Here is a 19,469-nt window from a genome sequence, read left to right as displayed (position 1 = left end):
CTCCTCAGAGGTCGAGCTCGCAGGCACCCGCAGCAGCGGACACACAGGTCTGAATTTGTACGTTGTCGCCCGGGTTGGCGGTGGTGACTTCGCCGTTGCGCAGGTCGCGCACCGCGCCCTGACGCAGCGGCACGACGCACCCGAAGCAGACGCCCATCCGGCAACCCGACGGCATCAACACCCCGGCGGACTCTCCGGTGTCCAGCAGCGTCTGGGATCCGTCGGCTTCTACGACGCTGCCGCTCTTGGCGAACGTCACGGTGCCACCTTCGCCGGCGGTGATGACGGCCGGGCGGAAGCGCTCGATGTGCAGCAGGTCGGCGATGCCATCTGCGGCCCAGCTGTGTTCGATCGCGTCCAGCAGGCCGGCCGGCCCGCATGCCCACGTTTCGCGTTCGGCGAAGTCGGGGACCAGGTCGGCCAGGCGCGTCACGTCGAGCATGCCGTCGGCGTCAGTGTGCTTCTCCACCAGACGGATTCGGCCCTCCCGGGCCAGCATGCGCAGTTCCCATCCGAATATGACGTCGTCTGCGGTGGGCGCGGAGTGCACCACCACGACGTCCGTGGCCGGCCCGGCGAGACCTGCCATGTTGCGCAACATCCCCATCACCGGGGTGATGCCGCTGCCTGCCGTGACGAACAGCACCTTCGCCGGCACCTGGTCGCCGAGGGTGAACTCACCCGCGGCCTGGTCCAGCTGAATCACGGTCCCGACGGTGGCGCGGCGAACCAGGTAATTGCTGACCACGCCATCGGGGATCGCCTTCACGGTGACCGCGATGCAACCGTCCCGCCGCTGAGTCTTGGAGGTCAGCGAGTAGGCCCGCCACTGCCGGACCCCGTTGACGTCCACGCCGATGCGCACATACTGGCCCGGCACGTGTGGGCGCCAGCCCCGTCCGGGCCGGATCACCACCGTGGCGGCGTCGCGGGTCTCAGGGTGGATAGCGACGATGCGCCCGCGCAAGTCGGCGCCCGACCGCAGCGGATCGATGATGTCGAGGTAGTCGCTGGGCACCAACGGCGTCGTTACCCGCTCGGCAAACTTCAGCACGCGCTCGCGCAATGCGCCGACGACATTGGGTCGGGTAGCCACTGTAGTCATGACTCCATCGTCGTTGTCACTGGATGTAAAGTCTTGACCTGTCAGTGCAAAAATTTGGGCCCTATTTGTTCGAAAGGAATAGATTTGGCCGATTCGTCACTTCGTCTAAGCGGCTTGCAGCTCGACGAACCCGTGGTCAGGGCTTTGGAGTCCATCCTTCCGGGGATGGCGGAGCGAACAGTGACCGCGATCACGGTGGCGGTGCCGAGTTATGCCGACGCCTTCAGCGGGCGGATGGGCCAGATCATCGAGAATGCGGTGCAGACGTCGCTGGGCGTGTTCCTGCGACTGGCGACCCGGCCCAGGGACACCGATCCCGGGACGTCCCTGCTGCAGGCCGTCGACGGTGCTTATGAACTCGGGCGCGGCGAAGCGCGTCAGGGCCGGACGATCGATGCGCTGCTGGCGGCCTATCGGGTGGGAGCTCAGGTCGCCTGGCAGGAACTGTCGGCAACCGCCGTCGCAGCGGGACTCCCCGCGTCGACCATCGCGAGGTTCGCCGAGTTGGTGTTCGCCTACATCGACGAGTTGTCGGCATCCAGCGTGTCCGGCCACGCCGACGAGCTGGCCACCACGGGCCGGGTCCGGCAGCGTTACCTCGACCGGTTGAGCCAGGATCTGCTGGCCGGGGAGGCCGCGGCAACGCTGACCGCCGCGGCCGAGCAGGCCGGCTGGCAGCCGCCTGACACGCTTACCGCGGTGCTGGTGCCGTTGACGCAAACCCGGGGTTTGGCAGCGCAATTCGGGCAGTCCACGCTGCAATTGGCCGAAGATCTGCCCGGTGTGGACGCGGCGGAGGCGCTGGCAGTCCTGCTGGTCCCCGACGTCGCCGGCACCGCACGGCGCCAATTGCTGTCGACGCTGGGCGCCAGAAAGGCTCTGGTCGGCCCGGCCCGTCCGTGGATGGACGTCCGGACGTCCTACCAACGCGCTCTGCGCGCCCGGGACCTGTTGCCGGCCGAAGGCGACAGCGCCGTCGACACCGACGACCATCTCGTCGAACTCGTGCTCGGCGCCGACCGGGAGGCTGCCGCCGACCTGCGGGCCCGGGTGCTGGCGCCGCTGGCCGGCCTGCCGCCCAACACGGCCGACCGGCTCACCGAAACCCTGCGCTCGTGGGTGCTGCATCAGGGCCGGCGCGACGCCGTTGCGGCCGATCTCTTCATTCACGCTCAGACAGTCCGTTACCGGATGAGTCAGTTGCGCGACCTGTACGGCGACCGACTGGGCGAGCCCCGGACCGTACTGGAACTGACCGTCGCCCTGGGCCTCGAATCGACCGCCTGACCATCGGCACGGGCTTGCCCAGGTCCGGATGAGCGTTTATGGTGATCCGTAATACGGATATTCGGGATTCGTATTGCGAATCAACCAAGGAGAAGTGTCATGACGAGCCCAACGATCAAATACGTCGGCATCTACACCGCCTTCGCGGCGACCGCCATCGCGCTGACGGCAACCCTGGGGTTGGACTCGGGAAGCCAACAGGCGACCTCGATGAACGACACCACGTCGGCCCCCACGACCACTCTCACCCCGCTGACCACCCTCGCCCCGCCGTCGACCCTGGACGCTCCCCCGGCACTGTCGGCTCCCCCGGCCCCGCCGCTGCCCTGACCGCGTCACGTCACCGCCGGTCGATTTCTTTGAGAACATCGCGGTCAAACGTGAACCGTTAGGTCACCGAAGCAGTAACCTGCAGCTAGCACGTGCCGGCCCCCGGACTTGGTCATCACCGGTGTGATACCCAATCTTCCTGGGGCACAGGCACTTCGGTTCGGCCATCGGTCAAAGGAGACGCGGATGTCGTTTGTCGTCACCCACCCGGAGACGTTGGCGTCGGCAGCCGGCACCCTGCGGGGGATCGGGTCTGCGGTCGCCACTCAGAACAGTGCCGCCCTCGCGCCCACCACCGGAGTAGTTCCGGCTGCCGCTGACGAGGTCTCAGTGCTGACCGCCGCACGATTCAACGGGCACGCCCAGACCTACCAGGCAATGAGCGCTCAGGCCGCGATGGTCCACGAGTTTTTCATCAGCACATTGGCTGCCAGCGCCGGCTCCTACGCGGTCACCGAGGCCGCCAATGCGCTCTCGGCACGGTAGGAATCGGGTTGGGTACCGACTTCGGGCTGTTGCCACCGGAGGTTAATTCGGCCCGGATGTATATGGGTCCAGGGGCGGGTTCGATGCTGGCCGCCGCCAACGCCTGGGATGGTGTAGCCGCGGTGCTGAACTCCGCGGCGGTGTCGTACGGAACGGTGATCGCCGGCCTCGCGGTCGAGTCATGGTTCGGCCCCGCGTCGGCGTCCATGGCGGCCGCGGCCACACCTTATGCGGCTTGGCTGAGTGCGGCCGCGATGCGGGCCGAGCGAACCGCGGCCCAGGCGCGCACTGCGGCCGGGGCGTATGAGACCGCGTATGCGATGACGGTGCCGCCGCCCTTGGTCACGGCCAATCGCGAGCAGTTGACGTCGCTGGCCGCCATGAACCTGCTGGGCCAGAACAGCCCCGCGATCGAAGCGTTGCAGGCCGAATACGCCGAGATGTGGGCCCAGGATGCGGCCGCCATGTTCGCGTACGCGGCCTCGTCCGAGACGGCCTCGACGCTGCTCCCGTTCACCGCACCGGCCCAGGCCGCCGATCCGGCGGGTCCGGCGGCTGCGGCGGCCGCGGTAAGCGGGCAACCAGCGCTGGATCTGATCTCGTCGATGTCTGCGCAGACACTGCAGGGCCTGGCGGCTCTGATATCGCCGGCTTCGACCGTGACGACGGCGCCCGCGGCCGCCATCCCCACCCCGATCGGCGACCTGGACATCGCGGCCGCTTATATCGCGATCACGGCGACCGCCAGCCTGTCGCTGTCCGCCGTGAACACCGCCCGGCCGTGGATCTTCGGTTACGGCAGCACCAGCAAGACTCCGGACGACGATGCGGTAGAGCCCAACCAAGGCAACGCGCTAGGGTCGTACCGCGACGTCGGGCCGAGCGTGGGCGGGGTTGCGCCGAGCGCCGGCGTGGGTCACGCCGCCTTGGTAGGAGCGTTGACGGTCCCGCACAGCTGGACGGTGGCCGCTCCGGAGATCCGGCTGGCGGTCGAGTCACTGCCGAGCACCGGCGCCGCCGTCGGCCCCGCGCCGACGAACCTGGGCGCGGCGCCGGCGGCCATGCTGGGCGGCATGGCTCTGGCGAGCATGGCGGGCCGCGGTAGTACGGGCGCCGGTCCGGCGAGTACGGACGCCGCGGCCGAGGACGACGGGCAGCCCAAGCGCAAACCCACGGTCGTGGTGATCCAGCAGCCGCCGCCCGCCGGCCCGGGTCCGACGGGCAACCGTCCGCAATAAATCACAGCGGCAGTGTAGAAATTTTTGTCAACAATTGCTCCGCCCCAATGTTCTTCGCGTTTCAACAGTTCGGCGGAGCTTCGGCCGCGACGGGCCGGATGTTGTCAAGAAGAGATGTTTGCCATCGACCAAGGATGGCAATGTGACAACGGAGGTGGGCGTATCGGCCGGCCTATATGCCCACCCAGGTCCCGTCGGTTCAGCCCGAGAGCCGACGGGACCGCTTTATTTCGGGTCTTTTCCGGTCATGCTGGCGGCTCACCCAGATATGCCGTGATGCAACGTCCGACCTGGGAGTACCGTGCCGCGTATGGGTGGCTCGTCTGCTGGCGTCTGGATTCTGGGTGGCTATCAAAGTGACTTCGCTCGCAATCTCTCCCGGGAGGGGCGCGACTTCGCGGCCCTGACCGCCGAAGTGGTGGACGGCACGCTGGCGGCTGCCGGGGTGGACGCGGCGGCCATCGGAGTGGTCCATGTCGGCAACGCCTTCGGTGAGATGTTCGCCACACAAGGACATCTGGGGGCAATGCCGGCCACGGTCTGCGGTGACCTCTGGGATAAGCCCGCCTCACGCCACGAGGCGGCGTGCGCGTCGGGAAGTGTGGCGGCGCTGGCCGCGATGGCCGATCTGCGGTCGGGGGCCTACGACAGCGCGCTCGTCGTAGGCCTGGAACTGGAGAAGACCGTGCCCGGCGACACCGCCGCGCAGTATCTGGGGGCGGCGGCCTGGACCGGGCACGAGGGAGACGGCGCGCGCTACCTGTGGCCGTCGATGTTCGCGGAGGTCGCCGACGAGTACGACCGACGCTACGGATTGGACGACACCCATCTGCGGGCCATCGCCGCGGTCAATTACGCCAACGCGCGCCGTAACCCGAAAGCCCAGACGCGCGCCTGGACGGTGCCGGACCCCATCACCGACGACGACGAAACCAACCCGATCACCGAGGGCCGGTTGCGTCGGCTGGACTGTAGCCAGATGACCGACGGCGGTGCCGGAGTGGTCCTGGTCAACGACGCCTATCTGCGCGATCACCCCGATGCGCGACCGGTCGGTCGCATCGACGGTTGGGGGCATCGCACCGTCGGGTTGGGCTTGCGTCAGAAGCTGGACCGCTCGAGCGACGACCCGTACGTGTTGCCCCACGTGCGCGCCGCGGTGCTCGACGCATTGCGGCGTGCCGACGTGACCCTGGACGACGTGGACGGGTTCGAGGTGCATGACTGTTTCACCCCCAGCGAGTATCTCGCCATCGACCACATCGGTCTGACCGGGCCCGGGGAATCGTGGAAGGCCATCGAGAACGGGGAGATCGAAATCGGCGGCCGGTTGCCGATCAACCCCAGTGGCGGCCTGATCGGCGGCGGCCATCCGGTCGGGGCGTCGGGAATTCGCATGTTGCTCGACGCGGCCAAGCAGGTCAGTGACGCGGCCGGCGACTACCAGGTGGAAGGCGCGAAGACCTTCGGCACGTTGAACTTCGGTGGCAGTACCGCCACCACGGTCAGTTTCGTTGTCAGCACTACGCGAGGAATGTGACATGGATGTCGAGGTGATTGGCAAGTACCTGTCAACCCTCCCCGAGGATGACGACCACCCCTACCGCACCGGCCCGTGGCGTCCGCAGACCACGGAGTGGAAAGCTGACGACCTGACCGCGGTGGAGGGTGAGGTTCCGTCGGATCTGGACGGCATCTATCTGCGGAACACCGAGAACCCGCTGCATCCGGCGTTCAAGACCTACCACCCGTTCGACGGCGACGGCATGCTGCACGTGGTGGGTTTCCGCGACGGGACGGCGTTTTACCGCAACCGGTTCGTACAGACCGACGGTTTCCTTGCCGAAAACGAAGCGGGTGCACCGCTATGGCCCGGACTGGCCGAGCCAGTCGAGTTCGCCAAACGCGACAAAGGCTGGGGCGCACGCGAATTGATGAAAGACGCGTCCAGCACCGACGTCATCGTGCACCGCGGGGTCGCGTTGACCAGTTTCTACCAGTGCGGCGACCTGTATCGGGTGGATCCCTATTCAGGCACCACGTTGGGCAAGGAGAGCTGGAACGGCGGCTTTCCGGTCGACTGGGGCGTATCCGCACATCCCAAGGTGGACAACAAAACCGGCGAGCTGTTGTTCTTCAACTACAGCAAGCAGGACCCGTACATGCATTACGGCGTGGTCGACGAGAACAATGATCTGGCCCACTACGTCGACATCCCACTGCCCGGCCCCCGGCTGCCCCACGACATGGCGTTCACCGAAAACTACGCCATTCTCAACGATTTCCCGCTCTTCTGGGATCCCCAACTGCTCGAACACAAGGTGCACCTGCCACGCTTCTACCCCGACATGCCGTCTCGCTTCGCGGTGATTCCGCGCCGCGGTTCGAGCGCCGAGATCCGTTGGTTCGAGGCGGACCCGACGTTCGTCTTGCACTTCACCAACGCCTACGAGGACGGCGACGAAATCGTGCTGGACGGTTTCTACGAGGGCGCGCCGCAACCTATGGAAAGCGGTGCGGGTCCAGCTGGCAAGTGGGAGAAACTGTTTCGGTTCCTGGCTCTGGACCGGATGCAGGCCCGATTGCACCGCTGGCGATTCAACCTGAAGACCGGTGCGGTCAAGGAAGAGCAGCTGTCAGACTCCATCACCGAGTTCGGCATGATCAACGCGGACTACGCGACGTCGCCCTACCGCTACGTGTACGCCGCCAGCGGCAAGCCCGGCTGGTTCCTGTTCGACGGACTGGTCAAACACGATGTGCTCACCGGCGGCGAGGACCGGTACTCATTCGGCGACGGCGTCTACGGCAGTGAGACCGCGATGGCGCCCCGAACGGGCGGCAGCGGCGCGGAAGACGACGGCTACCTGGTGACCCTGACGACCGACATGAACGCGGACGCGTCGTACTGCCTGGTGTTCGATGCCGCCCGGGTCGGGGAAGGTCCGGTGTGCAAACTGGCACTGCCGGAACGCATTTGCAGCGGTACCCATTCGACCTGGGTGCCCGGCACGGAGTTGAGACGGTGGGGTCGGGCCGAGACAGCGGCAGACGCCGTGGGGCTGTAGACGCATGGGCAAGCACCGCACGACGCACTGGCCCCTGTCGTTGGCGTCGATCGGATCCATCCGATTCGCCCGACGCTCATCGAACTTCGCCGCGACGGTGCGGTTCTACCGCGAACTGGTAGGGCTGCCGCTGCACGAGACCTTCGGCGACAGCTACGGCAGCAACGGCGCCATCTTCGGGCTGCCCAGCTGGAATCTGACGATGGAGATCGTCGAGTCAATAGAGCCCGTCGCGGTAAACCCGCATGAACAGCTGTGCCTGTACTTCCCGGATCGGCAATCCCAACAGGCGGCGATCGCGCGCCTGGAGGGCGCGTCGTGTCCGCGTGTCGAGCAGCACCCCTACTGGGCGGCGATGGGCGCGGTCACCTACCGGGACCCCGACGGCCGCGAGGTCGTGTTCGCGCCCTTCGTTTACGGCGTCAACGAGCCGGGGGGTAGTTCGGCCTCCGGCACGCACGAGTTCCCCTCGAACTGATACTTTTCGCCGCGCTTGTTCGCGGCTTGCGGCCCGGACACTACTCCTCCAAGGCACTCGCGCATCGGTCGAGAATCGCCCGGAAGTTCCAGGGGAACAGGCGGGAGGTGAGGGCCTCCATTGCCTTGCCGCCCGCGCGAACAGGATGGCGGTATTCCGTTACCCAGCTGACGTGAGTTCCGTCTGCTTGAGGGGTGAAGGTCAGAGTGCCGCCCCTGTGGTCGAAGACAGGGAATGACCGGACGATCCGATACGAGTAACCGCGCGGTGGATCGTATGCGGTGATCTCTTCTCGAAGCCACATGCCGGTGGCGATCGCCTCCCGCAGTGCACCGGCGCCCTGGCCCGGCGAGTTCTTTGCCCAGCCGGCCTTGAGGATGAGCGGCGCCGCGGTCAAGTTAGCGGGATCCGACAGCCAACCAAAGACTCGTTCGGGCGAAGCCCTGATCGTCCGCTCCACATGAATCTTGACCATCAGTAATCCCGCCTCTGTCGTCTGCGTACACCGGCAGGGAAGCCTTGGAAGGCAAAGCTTCTGGTCCCGACGTCCCCCACGTTCTAGCGTCCTCTGCCAAACGCAACGGTCGCCACCGCCCACAGCGCACACAGCACCGCGCACCCGGCGGCGACCGCCCCCACGTACAACCCGTACTCGGCTGTTACCGGCGCATTGACGTTGCGCTGGTAATAGAGCACCATCAGCGCGCCGATCAGCAGCGAAATGACCAGCGCGGCAATCGACGCCGCCCGCACCGAGAGTCCGCGGCCCACCATCGCGCCGGCCACCAGCAGCGTCGACGACAGCAATACGATCAGTTGACCGGCGCCGAAGCCACGAGGCAGCTCCAGGCTCCCGTGGGTCCCACCGATGGCGTTCGCCCAGCCACCACCGTTGACCTTCGTCGCCAGCCAGGGCATCCAGGCGCTGGCCAGCACCGCTGTGGCGAACAGCGCCACCAGCCAACCGGGACGCAGGTGGCGGGTCATGGTTGCGAGGTTAGTCGAGGCAGCGCCTCAGTCCTGAAGCGACGACAAGTTGAAGGCGACTCCCGTCGGATCCGCGGCCGCGGCCAGCCGCCCGTAGGGGGTGTCCTCGGCCTCGCGTAGCACCGCACCACCGTTGTCGGCGATCACCTGCAGCGTCTTGTCGACATTTTCGGCGCCGAAGAAGATGTTCCACTGCGACGGCACACCCTCGGGCAGGAATCCCGCTCCGTCCATCACGCCGAGCAATTGTTGGTCACCGAACCAGGCTGTGGTGTAACGGAATTCATCGGTGTCGCCGACCTGCTCGGTGCGCCAACCGAACACCTCGCGGTAGAAGTCAACGGCGGCGCGGTAATCACGCGTCGTCAACTGGTGCCAGACGGGTGCACCGGCTTCACCCGTCACCTCAAAACCGCGGTGCTGCAACGGCTGCCACAGACCGAAGGCGGCACCAGACGGATCGGTCGCCACCGCCATGAAGCCCTTGTCGGGAACCTCCATGGGCTGCATGCAACCTGAGGCGCCGGCCGCGGTAATTGCCGAGACCGCCGCACCGATGTCGGCGGTGTGGAAGTAGGTGGCCCAGTTGTCGGGAGCCTGCCACTCCGGATTGTTCGCCATCAACCCGGCGACGGCACGGCCGTCTTTGGCGGCGTTGATGTAGCCGCCGTAGTCCGGGCCGGCGGACTCGAACGTCCATCCGAAGACGGTTCCATAGAAATCTTGCGCACGGTCGACGTCGGATGTGGTCAGGTCGATCCAGCAGGGGGCGCCCAGCGGCGCGTCGTCACGGATTGGCACAAGGTCCTCCTTGGTCGGTGGGTACCTCGATATCGACTCGGCCTGAGCCGGAATGTCATCGGCACCGACCGGTCAACTCAGCGATGCAGGACGTTGTCGCCGTTCGTCCCCGGGTCGGGGCGGGCGAACACCCTGACGAAGTTCTGCAGGGATTCCCGGATGTCGCTGCGTAACGCGGCGGCGACAACCATGCCGATCGGGCCGAACAACGCCGGCCCGCCGAGGTGCACGTCGAAGCTGACGACCGAACCCTGCTCTTTCGGAGCGACTTTGGCCATCAGTTTCACCTTGACCCCGCCCACGCCGTCGCCGTTGAGCGTCATACCTTCCGGCGGCTTATAACGCACGATCGTCCACCTGATGCGGTTGGGCATGCCCTTGACCTCGACGTAGGACTCGATCACGGTGCCCTTTTCGAGCACGTCGGGCAGCTTGCTACGCCAGACCTTGTGGATGGTCAGCCACTCCCGGTACCGGTTCAGGTCGGAGGCGTGTGTCCAGGCCTGTTCCGGCGGCAGCGGTACATCGATTGATCCGGAGAGTTTCGCCATGTCGTCAGCTCTGCTGGCCGCCGGTGTCGACGATCTTTCTGGCCTCCTCCTGCACCTTGTGGATGGTGTCGGAGTACTTGCCCTGCGTCTTGTCGTCGACGAACTCGCCGGCCTTGGTGATCGCCGTCTCGACCTTGTCGGCGTTCTGCGCGAGCAGGTCTTTGGCTCTGTCCAGGAATGCCATGTGCGCTGTTCCTTCCCCATGGGTCTCCCCCCCGGGAGCCCTACTTTGCTGGGAAAACCCTACTTGTCGGGAACGGGCTAGGGCACGCTGCCTTCCAGGAACAGACCGGACAGTCGCGTGCCGGCGTTACCGATGCCGGAGATCAGGCCGGCTATCAGGATGTCCAGGCTGCTGGTGTTGCCAATGCCGGACATGGCGCTGCCCAGGTTGGTCAGGCCGGACAGCAGTTCGCCGCCGTAGTTCTCGAACCCGGAGATACGCGAGCCGACGTTGAAGAGGCCGGAGATGGTGTCACCGATGTTGCCGAATCCGGATATGCCACCGCCCCCGGAGTTGAAGAAGCCCGACGACGGGGCGGTGGTCGAGTTACCGATGCCGGGCATCGCAAGCAACTGGGAAATCGGCACGGTGATCGGGCCGCTCCCTCCGGCAAGACCAATGGAGAGGAATGTCGTATCGCTGCCGACGGTCAAATCGAGCGGAATTGTGGCAAGTCTGATCTCCGGCACCTGGATTGGCTCGAGCGCTGAGCGCAATGGAATCTGCAGGCTGATCGGAAGGCCCGAGACCGGGACGTGGACGTTCGGGAACGGGTCGGGCAGCGGGATCACCAGGTCGAAGCCGTCGGTTTGGGCGTCGACCACGATGTCGAAGTTGACCGGGATCGCGCCGCCGTTCACAGCGTGAATTGTGAACGGGTTCACGGTGAGTCCGGCGATGTTTCCGGTAACCGGCAACTTGATCAAACCACCGCCGGCCAGGGTCAGGGGGATGTCGGGGATGGTCAGGGTGTAGTCGGCCGAGATCAGGCCCTGGCGGTCACCGCGCCACAACAGGCCGTTGCTCTGGTTACCCGAGATGAACGCCCCGGTATCCAGGTCGCCGGTGTTGGCCCACCCGGTGTTGGTGTCCCCGGTGTTGAACCCGCCGGTGTTGACATCACCGGGGTTAAAGGACCCGGAATTGAAATCACCGGCGTTGAACCCGCCGCTGTTATAGCTACCCGCATTGGCCCAGCCGGTGTTGAACCCACCAGCGTTGAACACCCCGGTGTTCGCCGTCCCGGAGTTCCCGATCCCGGTGTTGAACGACCCCGAGTTCCCGATCCCGTAGTTCCCCGTCCCGGAATTGAAGAACCCGACATTCCCGGTCCCGGAGTTGAACAACCCCACGTTCCCCGACCCCGAATTGAACGCCCCGAACCCCACCTGATGATCACCGGTCAACCCGACGCCGAAATTATTGCTACCGGAGTTGCCGAACCCGAAATTCCCCGTCCCGGTGTTCCCCCACCCGATATTCACACTGCCCGCATTGCCCCCGCCCCAGTTCCCGCTCCCGGCATTACCGGCCCCCACATTGAAACCACCCAGGTTGCCCCAACCCACATTGCCCGACCCCGCATTGCCCGACCCGACATTCCCATCACCGACATTCCCGCCCCCCAGATTGCCCCCACCCACATTCCCGCCACCCAGGTTGACATCCCCCACATTCGCCAGGCCCACATTCGCGCCACCCACATTGGCCACCCCCAGGTTGAACACCCGCTCCACACCCGCACCCACCCCCAACACCGCGTTCGACCACCCCGAGACACCCTCACCCACATTCCACAACCCCGACCCCAACCCACCCACATTCCCCACACCCGACAGCACCCCAGTCGACACATTCCACCAACCCGAACCCCCACCCACATTTCCAAACCCCGACGCACTACCGGCACCACTGTTAAAGAATCCCGACGACGGCCCACCGGTGGCATTCCCCAAACCCGGCCCCGCCACCAACCCGAACACCGGCACCACGAGTGGACCCAGACCCGGACCGGAGAAGCTGAGCTGCAATCCTCGGCCCGGACCGCCCACCAACAGGTTCAACGACGGACCGAGGACGACGATCTGATCGGTTTGGAGCGGTCCGATGGTGCCGGTAATGCTGTTTCCGCCGCCGTTGGGATTGACCAGGTCCAGTGCCGGGATCGTGAACGGGTCGATCACGATGTTGCCGAGGGCGCCGGTGATGGGGATGTTCAGCGGGATGGTGACGTCTAGGCCGATGGCGATGCGGGGGATGGTCAGGGTGTAGTCGAAGGCGGCTTGGCCCTGGTTGTCTCCGCGCCAGAAGAAGCCGTTGTTCAGATCACCCCGGTTGAACCCGCCGGTGTTGAAGTCCCCGGTGTTGGCCCAGCCGGTGTTGTAATCCCCGGTGTTGAACCAGCCCGTGTTCGTCTGGCCAGGATTCCACGAACCGGTGTTCGACGACCCCACGTTGAAGCTGCCGGTGTTGTAACTGCCCGGATTGGCCACCCCGGTGTTGAGAACACCGGTGTTGAACACCCCGGTATTGAGCCGGCCCGCATTGAACAACCCGACGTTCGACTCCCCGGAATTCCCGATCCCCCAGTTCCCCGACCCGGAATTGAACAACCCCACATTCGCGGACCCCGAATTGAACAACCCCACATTCCCGCTACCGGAGTTCCACGCCCCGAACCCCACCTGATGATCACCGGACAACCCGAAACCAACATTGTTCGACCCCGTATTACCAAACCCCACATTCCCCAGCCCACTGTTACCGAACCCGAAATGACCGTCACCCTGATTACCCCACCCCACATTGAACGAACCCAGATTCGCCGCCCCCACATTATGAGACCCCAGATTCCCCGACCCCAGATTGAAACTCCCCACACTCCCCAACCCGACATTCCAGGCGCCCACATTCCCCAAACCAACATTCGAGTCACCGACATTGCCGAAACCGACATTCCCCCAACCGACATCAGCGAACCCGACATTGCCCACACCCAGACTCGCCAACCCCACACCCAACACACCCGAGGGCCCCGCCCCCACCGACGCGGTATTACTGATCCCCGACAACGAATCACCCAGATTCGACACCCCCGACAACAAAACACCCAGGTTCTTCACACCCGAGACCATCGACCCGACATTGCCGTACCCGGAAACAACCTGACCGATATTCCCCAACCCCGACACCCCACCCGCACCGGAATTGAAGAACCCCGACGACGGCGCCACCGTGCTATTCCCCACCCCCGGCACCGCAGCCACATGCAGCAACTGCACCACCACCGGCCCCGCACTCCCACCCACATTCACCGTCAACGGCGTCCCCACACCACCCAACACCACATTGTTGAAGGCGATGGTGTTTATCCGGATGGCCGGTGTCGTGATGGGCTGCAGGAAGTTGTTGGCAACTCCAATCTCCAGCCTGATCGGCAGGCCCGGCACGTCGACACCGACGTGCCCTACGGGGTCGGGAAGATCGATGCCGATGGTGATGTTCGGGGTCTGCCCGAGCAGGGTCAGGTGGCCGACGACCGGAATCCCGCCGCCGCCGACACCGTGAACCGAGAACGGGTTGACGGTGAGTCCGGTGATGTTGCCGGTGATGGGGATGTTGAGGATGCCGCCGCCGGCCAGGGTCAGGGGGATGTCGGGGATGGTCAGGGTGTAGTCGGCCGAGATCAGGCCCTGGCGGTCACCGCGCCACAACAGGCCGTTGCTCTGGTTGCCCGAGATGAACGCCCCGGTATCGAGGTCGCCGGTGTTGGCCCACCCGGTGTTGGTGTCCCCGGTGTTGAACCCGCCGGTGTTGACATCACCGGGGTTAAAGGACCCGGAATTGAAATCACCGGCGTTGAACCCGCCGCTGTTGTAGCTACCCGCATTGGCCCAGCCGGTGTTGAACCCACCAGCGTTGAACACCCCGGTGTTCGCCGTCCCGGAGTTCCCGATCCCGGTGTTGAACGACCCCGAGTTCCCGATCCCGTAGTTCCCCGTCCCCGAATTGAAGAACCCGACATTCCCGGTCCCGGAGTTGAACAACCCCACGTTCTCCGACCCCGAATTGAACGCCCCGAACCCCACCTGATGATCACCGGTCAACCCGACGCCGAAATTATTGCTACCGGAGTTGCCGAACCCGATATTGCTCAGACCGCTGTTCCCGAAGCCGAAATTAGAATCCCCATCATTACCCCACCCGATATTGAACGAACCAAGATTCCCCCACCCCACATTATGGCCACCAAAGTTGCCCCACCCCACATTGCCCGCACCCACGTTCCCGGACCCGACATTGCCCCCACCGACATTCCCGCCCCCCAGATTGCCCCCACCCACATTCCCGCCACCCAGGTTGACATCCCCTACATTCGCCAGGCCCACATTCGCGCCACCCACATTGGCCACCCCCAGGTTGAACACCCGCTCCACACCCGCACCCACCCCCAACACCGCGTTCGACCACCCCGAGACACCCTCACCCACATTCCACAACCCCGACCCCAACCCACCCACATTCCCCACACCCGACAGCACCCCAGTCGACACATTCCACCAACCCGAACCCCCACCCACATTTCCAAACCCCGACGCACTACCGGAACCACTGTTAAAGAATCCCGACGACGGCCCACCGGTGGCATTCCCCAACCCCGGCCCCGCCACCAAACCCAACACCGGAACCACCACCGGGCCCACCGCCGGACCCAACAAACTCAACCGCAACGACTCACCCGGCCCACCCACCAACAGATTCAACGACGGACCCGACACCACAATCGAATCCACCACAATCGGACCAATGGTGGCGTCCAGGTTGTCCCCGTTCAGATGGAGCGCCGGAATCTGAAATGAGTCGGTAACGATGTTGCCGAGGGCGCCGGTGATGGGGATGTTCAGCGGGATGGTGACGTCTAGGCCGATGGCGATGCGGGGGATGGTCAGGGTGTAGTCGAAGGCGGCCTGGCCCTGGTTGTCTCCGCGCCAGAAGAAGCCGTTGTTCAGATCACCCCGGTTGAACCCGCCGGTGTTGAAGTCCCCGGTGTTGGCCCAGCCGGTGTTGTAATCCCCGGTGTTGAACCACCCCGTGTTCGTCTGGCCGGGATTCCACGAACCGGTGTTCGACGACCCCACGTTGAAGCTGCCGGTGTTGTAACTGCCCGGATTGGCCACCCCGGTGTTGAGCACACCGGTGTTGAACACCCCGGTATTGATCCGACCCGCATTGAACAACCCGACGTTCGACTCCCCGGAATTCCCGATCCCCCAGTTCCCCGACCCGGAATTGAACAACCCCACATTCCCGGACCCCGAATTGAACAACCCCACATTCCCGCTACCGGAGTTCCACGCCCCGAACCCCACCTGATGATCACCGGACAACCCGAAACCAACATTGTTCGACCCCGTATTACCAAACCCCACATTCCCCAGCCCGCTGTTACCGAACCCGAAATGACCGTCACCCTGATTACCCCACCCCACATTGAACGAACCCAGATTCGCCGCCCCCACATTATGAGACCCCAGATTCCCCGACCCCAGATTGAAACTCCCCACACTCCCCAACCCGACATTCCAGGCGCCCACATTCCCCAAACCAACATTCGAGTCACCGACATTGCCGAAACCGACATTCCCCCAACCGACATCAGCGAACCCGACATTGCCCACACCCAGACTCGCCAACCCCACACCCAACACACCCGAGGGCCCCGCCCCCACCGACGCGGTATTACTGATCCCCGACAACGAATCACCCAGATTCGACACCCCCGACAACAAAACACCCAGGTTCTTCACACCCGAGACCATCGACCCGACATTGCCGTACCCGGAAACAACCTGACCGATATTCCCCAACCCCGACACCCCACCCGCACCGGAATTGAAGAACCCCGACGACGGCGCCACCGTGCTATTCCCCACCCCCGGCACCGCAGCCACATGCAGCAACTGCACCACCACCGGCCCCGCACTCCCACCCACATTCACCGTCAACGGCGTCCCCACACCACCCACCGTCAGCCCGTTCAACGTGATCGGATTGACAGCGATCCGCGGAACTGCGATGGGCGTCAACGTGTCGTCGATAGTGACGTGAAGATTCAGCGGCAGCGGGGGTATTGGGATGGTGATCGACGGGAGCGGGTCAGGGAGACCGACACGAATATCGAGTCCACCGGTGTCGGCGCCCAACACATTGATTCCCAGGTTCACCGGGATCGCGGCACTGTTTTGGCCGTGCACGGAAAAGGACTCGATGGCCAGTCCGGTGATGTTGCCGGTGATGGGGATGTTGAGGATGCCGCCGCCGGCCAGGGTCAGGGGGATGTCGGGGATGGTCAGGGTGTAGTCGGCCGAGATCAGGCCCTGGCGGTCACCGCGCCACAACAGGCCGTTGCTCTGGTTACCCGAGATGAACGCCCCGGTGTCCAGGTCGCCGGTGTTGGCCCACCCGGTGTTGATGTCCCCGGTGTTGAACCCGCCGGTGTTGACATCACCGGGGTTAAAGGACCCGGAATTGAAATCACCGGCGTTGAACCCGCCGCTGTTATAGCTACCCGCATTGGCCCAGCCGGTGTTGAACCCACCAGCGTTGAACACCCCGGTGTTCGCCGTCCCGGAGTTCCCGATCCCGGTGTTGAACGACCCCGAGTTCCCGATCCCGTAGTTCCCCGTCCCCGAATTGAAGAACCCGACATTCCCGGTCCCGGAGTTGAACAACCCCACGTTCCCCGACCCCGAATTGAACGCCCCGAACCCCACCTGATGATCACCGGTCAACCCGACGCCGAAATTATTGCTACCGGAGTTGCCGAACCCGATATTGCTCAGACCGCTGTTCCCGAAGCCGAAATTAGAATCCCCATCATTACCCCACCCGATATTGAACGAACCAAGATTCCCCCACCCCACATTATGGCCACCAAAGTTGCCCCACCCCACATTGCCCGCACCCACGTTCCCGGACCCGACATTGCCCCCACCGACATTCCCGCCCCCCAGATTGCCCCCACCCACATTCCCGCCACCCAGGTTGACATCCCCTACATTCGCCAGGCCCACATTCGCGCCACCCACATTGGCCACCCCCAGGTTGAACACCCGCTCCACACCCGCACCCACCCCCAACACCGCGTTCGACCACCCCGAGACACCCTCACCCACATTCCACAACCCCGACCCCAACCCACCCACATTCCCCACACCCGACAGCACCCCAGTCGACACATTCCACCAACCCGAACCCCCACCCACATTTCCAAACCCCGACGCACTACCGGAACCACTGTTAAAGAATCCCGACGACGGCCCACCGGTGGCATTCCCCAACCCCGGCCCCGCCACCAAACCCAACACCGGAACCACCACCGGGCCCACCGCCGGACCCAACAAACTCAACCGCAACGACTCACCCGGCCCACCCACCAACAGATTCAACGACGGACCCGACACCACAATCGAATCCACCACAATCGGACCAATAGTCCCGCTCAGTTCCGAGCCATTCAGATGCAATGCCGGAATGGTGAAGGACGGGATGGTGATGATCGGCTGACCGTTCACCAGGGAACCAAGGGTGCCCGTGACCGGAATATTGATCGGCACATCAACGTCAATCTGCAGGGCAATACGAGGGATGGTGAAGGTCAGGTCAAAGCCGGCCTGGCCCTGGTTGTCTCCGCGCCAGAAGAAGCCGTTGTTCAGATCACCCCGGTTGAACCCGCCGGTGTTGAAGTCCCCGGTGTTGGCCCAGCCGGTGTTGTAATCCCCGGTGTTGAACCACCCCGTGTTCGTCTGGCCGGGATTCCACGAACCGGTGTTCGACGACCCCACGTTGAAGCTGCCGGTGTTGTAACTGCCCGGATTGGCCACCCCGGTGTTGAGCACACCGGTGTTGAACACCCCGGTATTGATCCGACCCGCATTGAACAACCCGACGTTCGACTCCCCGGAATTCCCGATCCCCCAGTTCCCCGACCCGGAATTGAACAACCCCACATTCCCGGACCCCGAATTGAACAACCCCACATTCCCGCTACCGGAGTTCCACGCCCCGAACCCCACCTGATGATCACCGGACAACCCGAAACCAACATTGTTCGACCCCGTATTACCAAACCCCACATTCCCCAGCCCGCTGTTACCGAACCCGAAATGACCGTCACCCTGATTACCCCACCCCACATTGAACGAACCCAAATTCGCCGCCCCCACATTATGAGACCCCAGATTCCCCGACCCCAGATTGAAACTCCCCACACTCCCCAACCCGACATTCCACAATCCACGATTACCCAGACCGAAATTAGCGGTACCCGTGTTGCCCACGCCGACGTTGGCGTCGCCCTGATTGGCCAGCCCCGCTTCAAACACGCTGACGCGGCCCGGTGGGTTTGCCACCGCGGATTGGGCAGATGTGAGCGCTGCCATAATCGCGCCGGACGGCTGCTGGAGTAATCGGGTGAATGGCGCCAGCGCCGACACGATTGCGGAAGCTTCAGCGCGGTATCCGAACATGGCGGCGACGTCCTGCGCCCACATCTGCTCGTACTCGGCATCCACGGCAGCGATCGCCGGCGCGTTCAAGCCCAGGAAGTTCGAGGTCACTAGTTTCACCAGCTGAGAGCGGTTCGCCAACACCGAACCCGGATGCACCGTCGCCGCCAGCGTCGCCTCGAACGCGGTCGCCGTCATGCGAACTTGCCCGGCGGCCTGCTCTGCTTGTGCGCCCGTCGAGGCGAGCCAGTCGAGATACCGACCGGCCACGTCGACCATCGCCGCAGACGCCGCACCCTGCCACGACGCGCCCACCAGCGTCGACGTTATCGAGGAAAACGCGGTTGTCGCCCAGCGCAACTCAGTCGCCAGCTCATCCCATGCGGCCGCCGCCGCCAGCAGCGTGCCAGTTCCTGCGCCACCGAATATGCGCGCGGAGTTGATTTCTGGTGGCGACACCACAAAATTCATCGCCGCAACCTCTCCGGCAGATGGCCGAGCCCGCAACCGCCCACCGCTCACCCGCAAATGACGCCGCGGCCAGCACCGCGGTTACCCGAACGTCTCAAGCGACTGATTGCGCGTCAGCCTACGCCCGATTCGGCCGGAATATGCCGAAATGTAACA

General features: G+C 64.5%; 14 protein-coding genes. 7 read left to right on the top strand and 7 right to left on the bottom strand.

Features of this window, described 5'->3' with window-relative positions:
• Positions 1-4: 4 nt before the first annotated feature.
• Positions 5-1,105 (bottom strand): ferredoxin reductase, encoded by a 1,101-nt coding sequence (locus tag ACNQS7_RS25250; protein WP_418014684.1) that lies wholly within the window; start codon positions 1,103-1,105, stop codon positions 5-7.
• A 165-nt stretch (positions 1,106-1,270) separates the two neighbouring features.
• Here ACNQS7_RS25250 and ACNQS7_RS25245 point away from each other — a divergent pair, with 165 nt between their 5' ends.
• The 7 genes from ACNQS7_RS25245 to ACNQS7_RS25215 all read left to right on the top strand — a co-directional run bounded on the left by ACNQS7_RS25245 (position 1,271) and on the right by ACNQS7_RS25215 (position 7,992).
• Positions 1,271-2,392 carry a PucR family transcriptional regulator gene (locus ACNQS7_RS25245; protein WP_418014683.1) on the top strand — a complete coding sequence of 374 codons (1,122 nt, stop codon included), beginning with the start codon at positions 1,271-1,273 and terminating at the stop codon, positions 2,390-2,392.
• Between the two features lie 99 nt (positions 2,393-2,491).
• Positions 2,492-2,722: a hypothetical protein gene (locus ACNQS7_RS25240; protein WP_055581727.1), complete on the top strand. Its 231-nt coding sequence runs from the start codon at positions 2,492-2,494 to the stop codon at positions 2,720-2,722.
• 186 nt (positions 2,723-2,908) lie between these two features.
• Positions 2,909-3,208, top strand: coding sequence for a PE family protein (locus tag ACNQS7_RS25235; RefSeq protein ID WP_418014682.1), 300 nt, complete (start codon positions 2,909-2,911; stop codon positions 3,206-3,208).
• A gap of 8 nt (positions 3,209-3,216) precedes the next feature.
• Positions 3,217-4,446: a PPE family protein gene (locus ACNQS7_RS25230; protein WP_418014681.1), complete on the top strand. Its 1,230-nt coding sequence runs from the start codon at positions 3,217-3,219 to the stop codon at positions 4,444-4,446.
• Positions 4,447-4,756: 310 nt separating this feature from the next.
• Complete coding sequence (locus ACNQS7_RS25225; protein WP_418014680.1) at positions 4,757-5,986, top strand: acetyl-CoA acetyltransferase; 1,230 nt, start codon at positions 4,757-4,759, stop codon at positions 5,984-5,986.
• A 1-nt stretch (position 5,987) separates the two neighbouring features.
• On the top strand, positions 5,988-7,514 hold the full coding sequence (locus ACNQS7_RS25220) for a carotenoid oxygenase family protein (protein WP_418014679.1): 1,527 nt from the start codon (positions 5,988-5,990) through the stop codon (positions 7,512-7,514).
• 4 nt (positions 7,515-7,518) lie between these two features.
• Positions 7,519-7,992: a VOC family protein gene (locus tag ACNQS7_RS25215; protein WP_418014678.1), complete on the top strand. Its 474-nt coding sequence runs from the start codon at positions 7,519-7,521 to the stop codon at positions 7,990-7,992.
• Positions 7,993-8,032: 40 nt separating this feature from the next.
• Here the strand turns inward: ACNQS7_RS25215 and ACNQS7_RS25210 are convergent, their stop codons facing one another.
• The 6 genes from ACNQS7_RS25210 to ACNQS7_RS25185 form a co-directional block, all read right to left on the bottom strand.
• Positions 8,033-8,467, bottom strand: coding sequence for an SRPBCC family protein (locus tag ACNQS7_RS25210; RefSeq protein WP_418014677.1), 435 nt, complete (start codon positions 8,465-8,467; stop codon positions 8,033-8,035).
• Between the two features lie 83 nt (positions 8,468-8,550).
• Positions 8,551-8,979, bottom strand: a complete 429-nt coding sequence (locus ACNQS7_RS25205) for a hypothetical protein (protein WP_418014676.1) — start codon at positions 8,977-8,979, stop codon at positions 8,551-8,553.
• Between the two features lie 27 nt (positions 8,980-9,006).
• Entirely contained in the window at positions 9,007-9,780 is a 774-nt protein-coding gene (locus tag ACNQS7_RS25200) for a VOC family protein (RefSeq protein WP_418014675.1), read from the bottom strand.
• Positions 9,781-9,857: 77 nt separating this feature from the next.
• Positions 9,858-10,331, bottom strand: coding sequence for an SRPBCC family protein (locus ACNQS7_RS25195; RefSeq protein ID WP_418014674.1), 474 nt, complete (start codon positions 10,329-10,331; stop codon positions 9,858-9,860).
• A gap of 4 nt (positions 10,332-10,335) precedes the next feature.
• Entirely contained in the window at positions 10,336-10,515 is a 180-nt protein-coding gene (locus tag ACNQS7_RS25190; protein WP_418014673.1) for an antitoxin, read from the bottom strand.
• Positions 10,516-10,592: 77 nt separating this feature from the next.
• The gene (locus ACNQS7_RS25185; protein ID WP_418014672.1) at positions 10,593-19,313 is read right to left on the bottom strand and encodes a PPE family protein; all 8,721 of its coding nucleotides are present in this window, start codon (positions 19,311-19,313) and stop codon (positions 10,593-10,595) included.
• Positions 19,314-19,469 lie beyond the last annotated feature (156 nt).

Source organism: Mycobacterium sp. 23 (assembly GCF_048287075.1).
Taxonomy (GTDB): domain Bacteria; phylum Actinomycetota; class Actinomycetes; order Mycobacteriales; family Mycobacteriaceae; genus Mycobacterium; species Mycobacterium gordonae_B.
Note: the sequence above shows the minus strand (reverse complement) of the source record. Positions and strands in the feature narration are given on the sequence as shown.

Bases quoted from the DNA above. Each gene is read 5' to 3' on its own strand.
- ACNQS7_RS25250 (WP_418014684.1), bottom strand. From the start codon at position 1,105: ATGACTACAGTGGCTACCCGACCCAATGTCGTCGGCGCATTGCGCGAG.
- ACNQS7_RS25245 (WP_418014683.1), top strand. From the start codon at position 1,271: ATGGCGGAGCGAACAGTGACCGCGATCACGGTGGCGGTGCCGAGTTAT.
- ACNQS7_RS25240 (WP_055581727.1), top strand. From the start codon at position 2,492: ATGACGAGCCCAACGATCAAATACGTCGGCATCTACACCGCCTTCGCG.
- ACNQS7_RS25235 (WP_418014682.1), top strand. From the start codon at position 2,909: ATGTCGTTTGTCGTCACCCACCCGGAGACGTTGGCGTCGGCAGCCGGC.
- ACNQS7_RS25225 (WP_418014680.1), top strand. From the start codon at position 4,757: ATGGGTGGCTCGTCTGCTGGCGTCTGGATTCTGGGTGGCTATCAAAGT.
- ACNQS7_RS25220 (WP_418014679.1), top strand. From the start codon at position 5,988: ATGGATGTCGAGGTGATTGGCAAGTACCTGTCAACCCTCCCCGAGGAT.
- ACNQS7_RS25215 (WP_418014678.1), top strand. From the start codon at position 7,519: ATGGGCAAGCACCGCACGACGCACTGGCCCCTGTCGTTGGCGTCGATC.
- ACNQS7_RS25210 (WP_418014677.1), bottom strand. From the start codon at position 8,467: ATGGTCAAGATTCATGTGGAGCGGACGATCAGGGCTTCGCCCGAACGA.
- ACNQS7_RS25205 (WP_418014676.1), bottom strand. From the start codon at position 8,979: ATGACCCGCCACCTGCGTCCCGGTTGGCTGGTGGCGCTGTTCGCCACA.
- ACNQS7_RS25195 (WP_418014674.1), bottom strand. From the start codon at position 10,331: ATGGCGAAACTCTCCGGATCAATCGATGTACCGCTGCCGCCGGAACAG.
- ACNQS7_RS25190 (WP_418014673.1), bottom strand. From the start codon at position 10,515: ATGGCATTCCTGGACAGAGCCAAAGACCTGCTCGCGCAGAACGCCGAC.
- ACNQS7_RS25185 (WP_418014672.1), bottom strand. From the start codon at position 19,313: ATGAATTTTGTGGTGTCGCCACCAGAAATCAACTCCGCGCGCATATTC.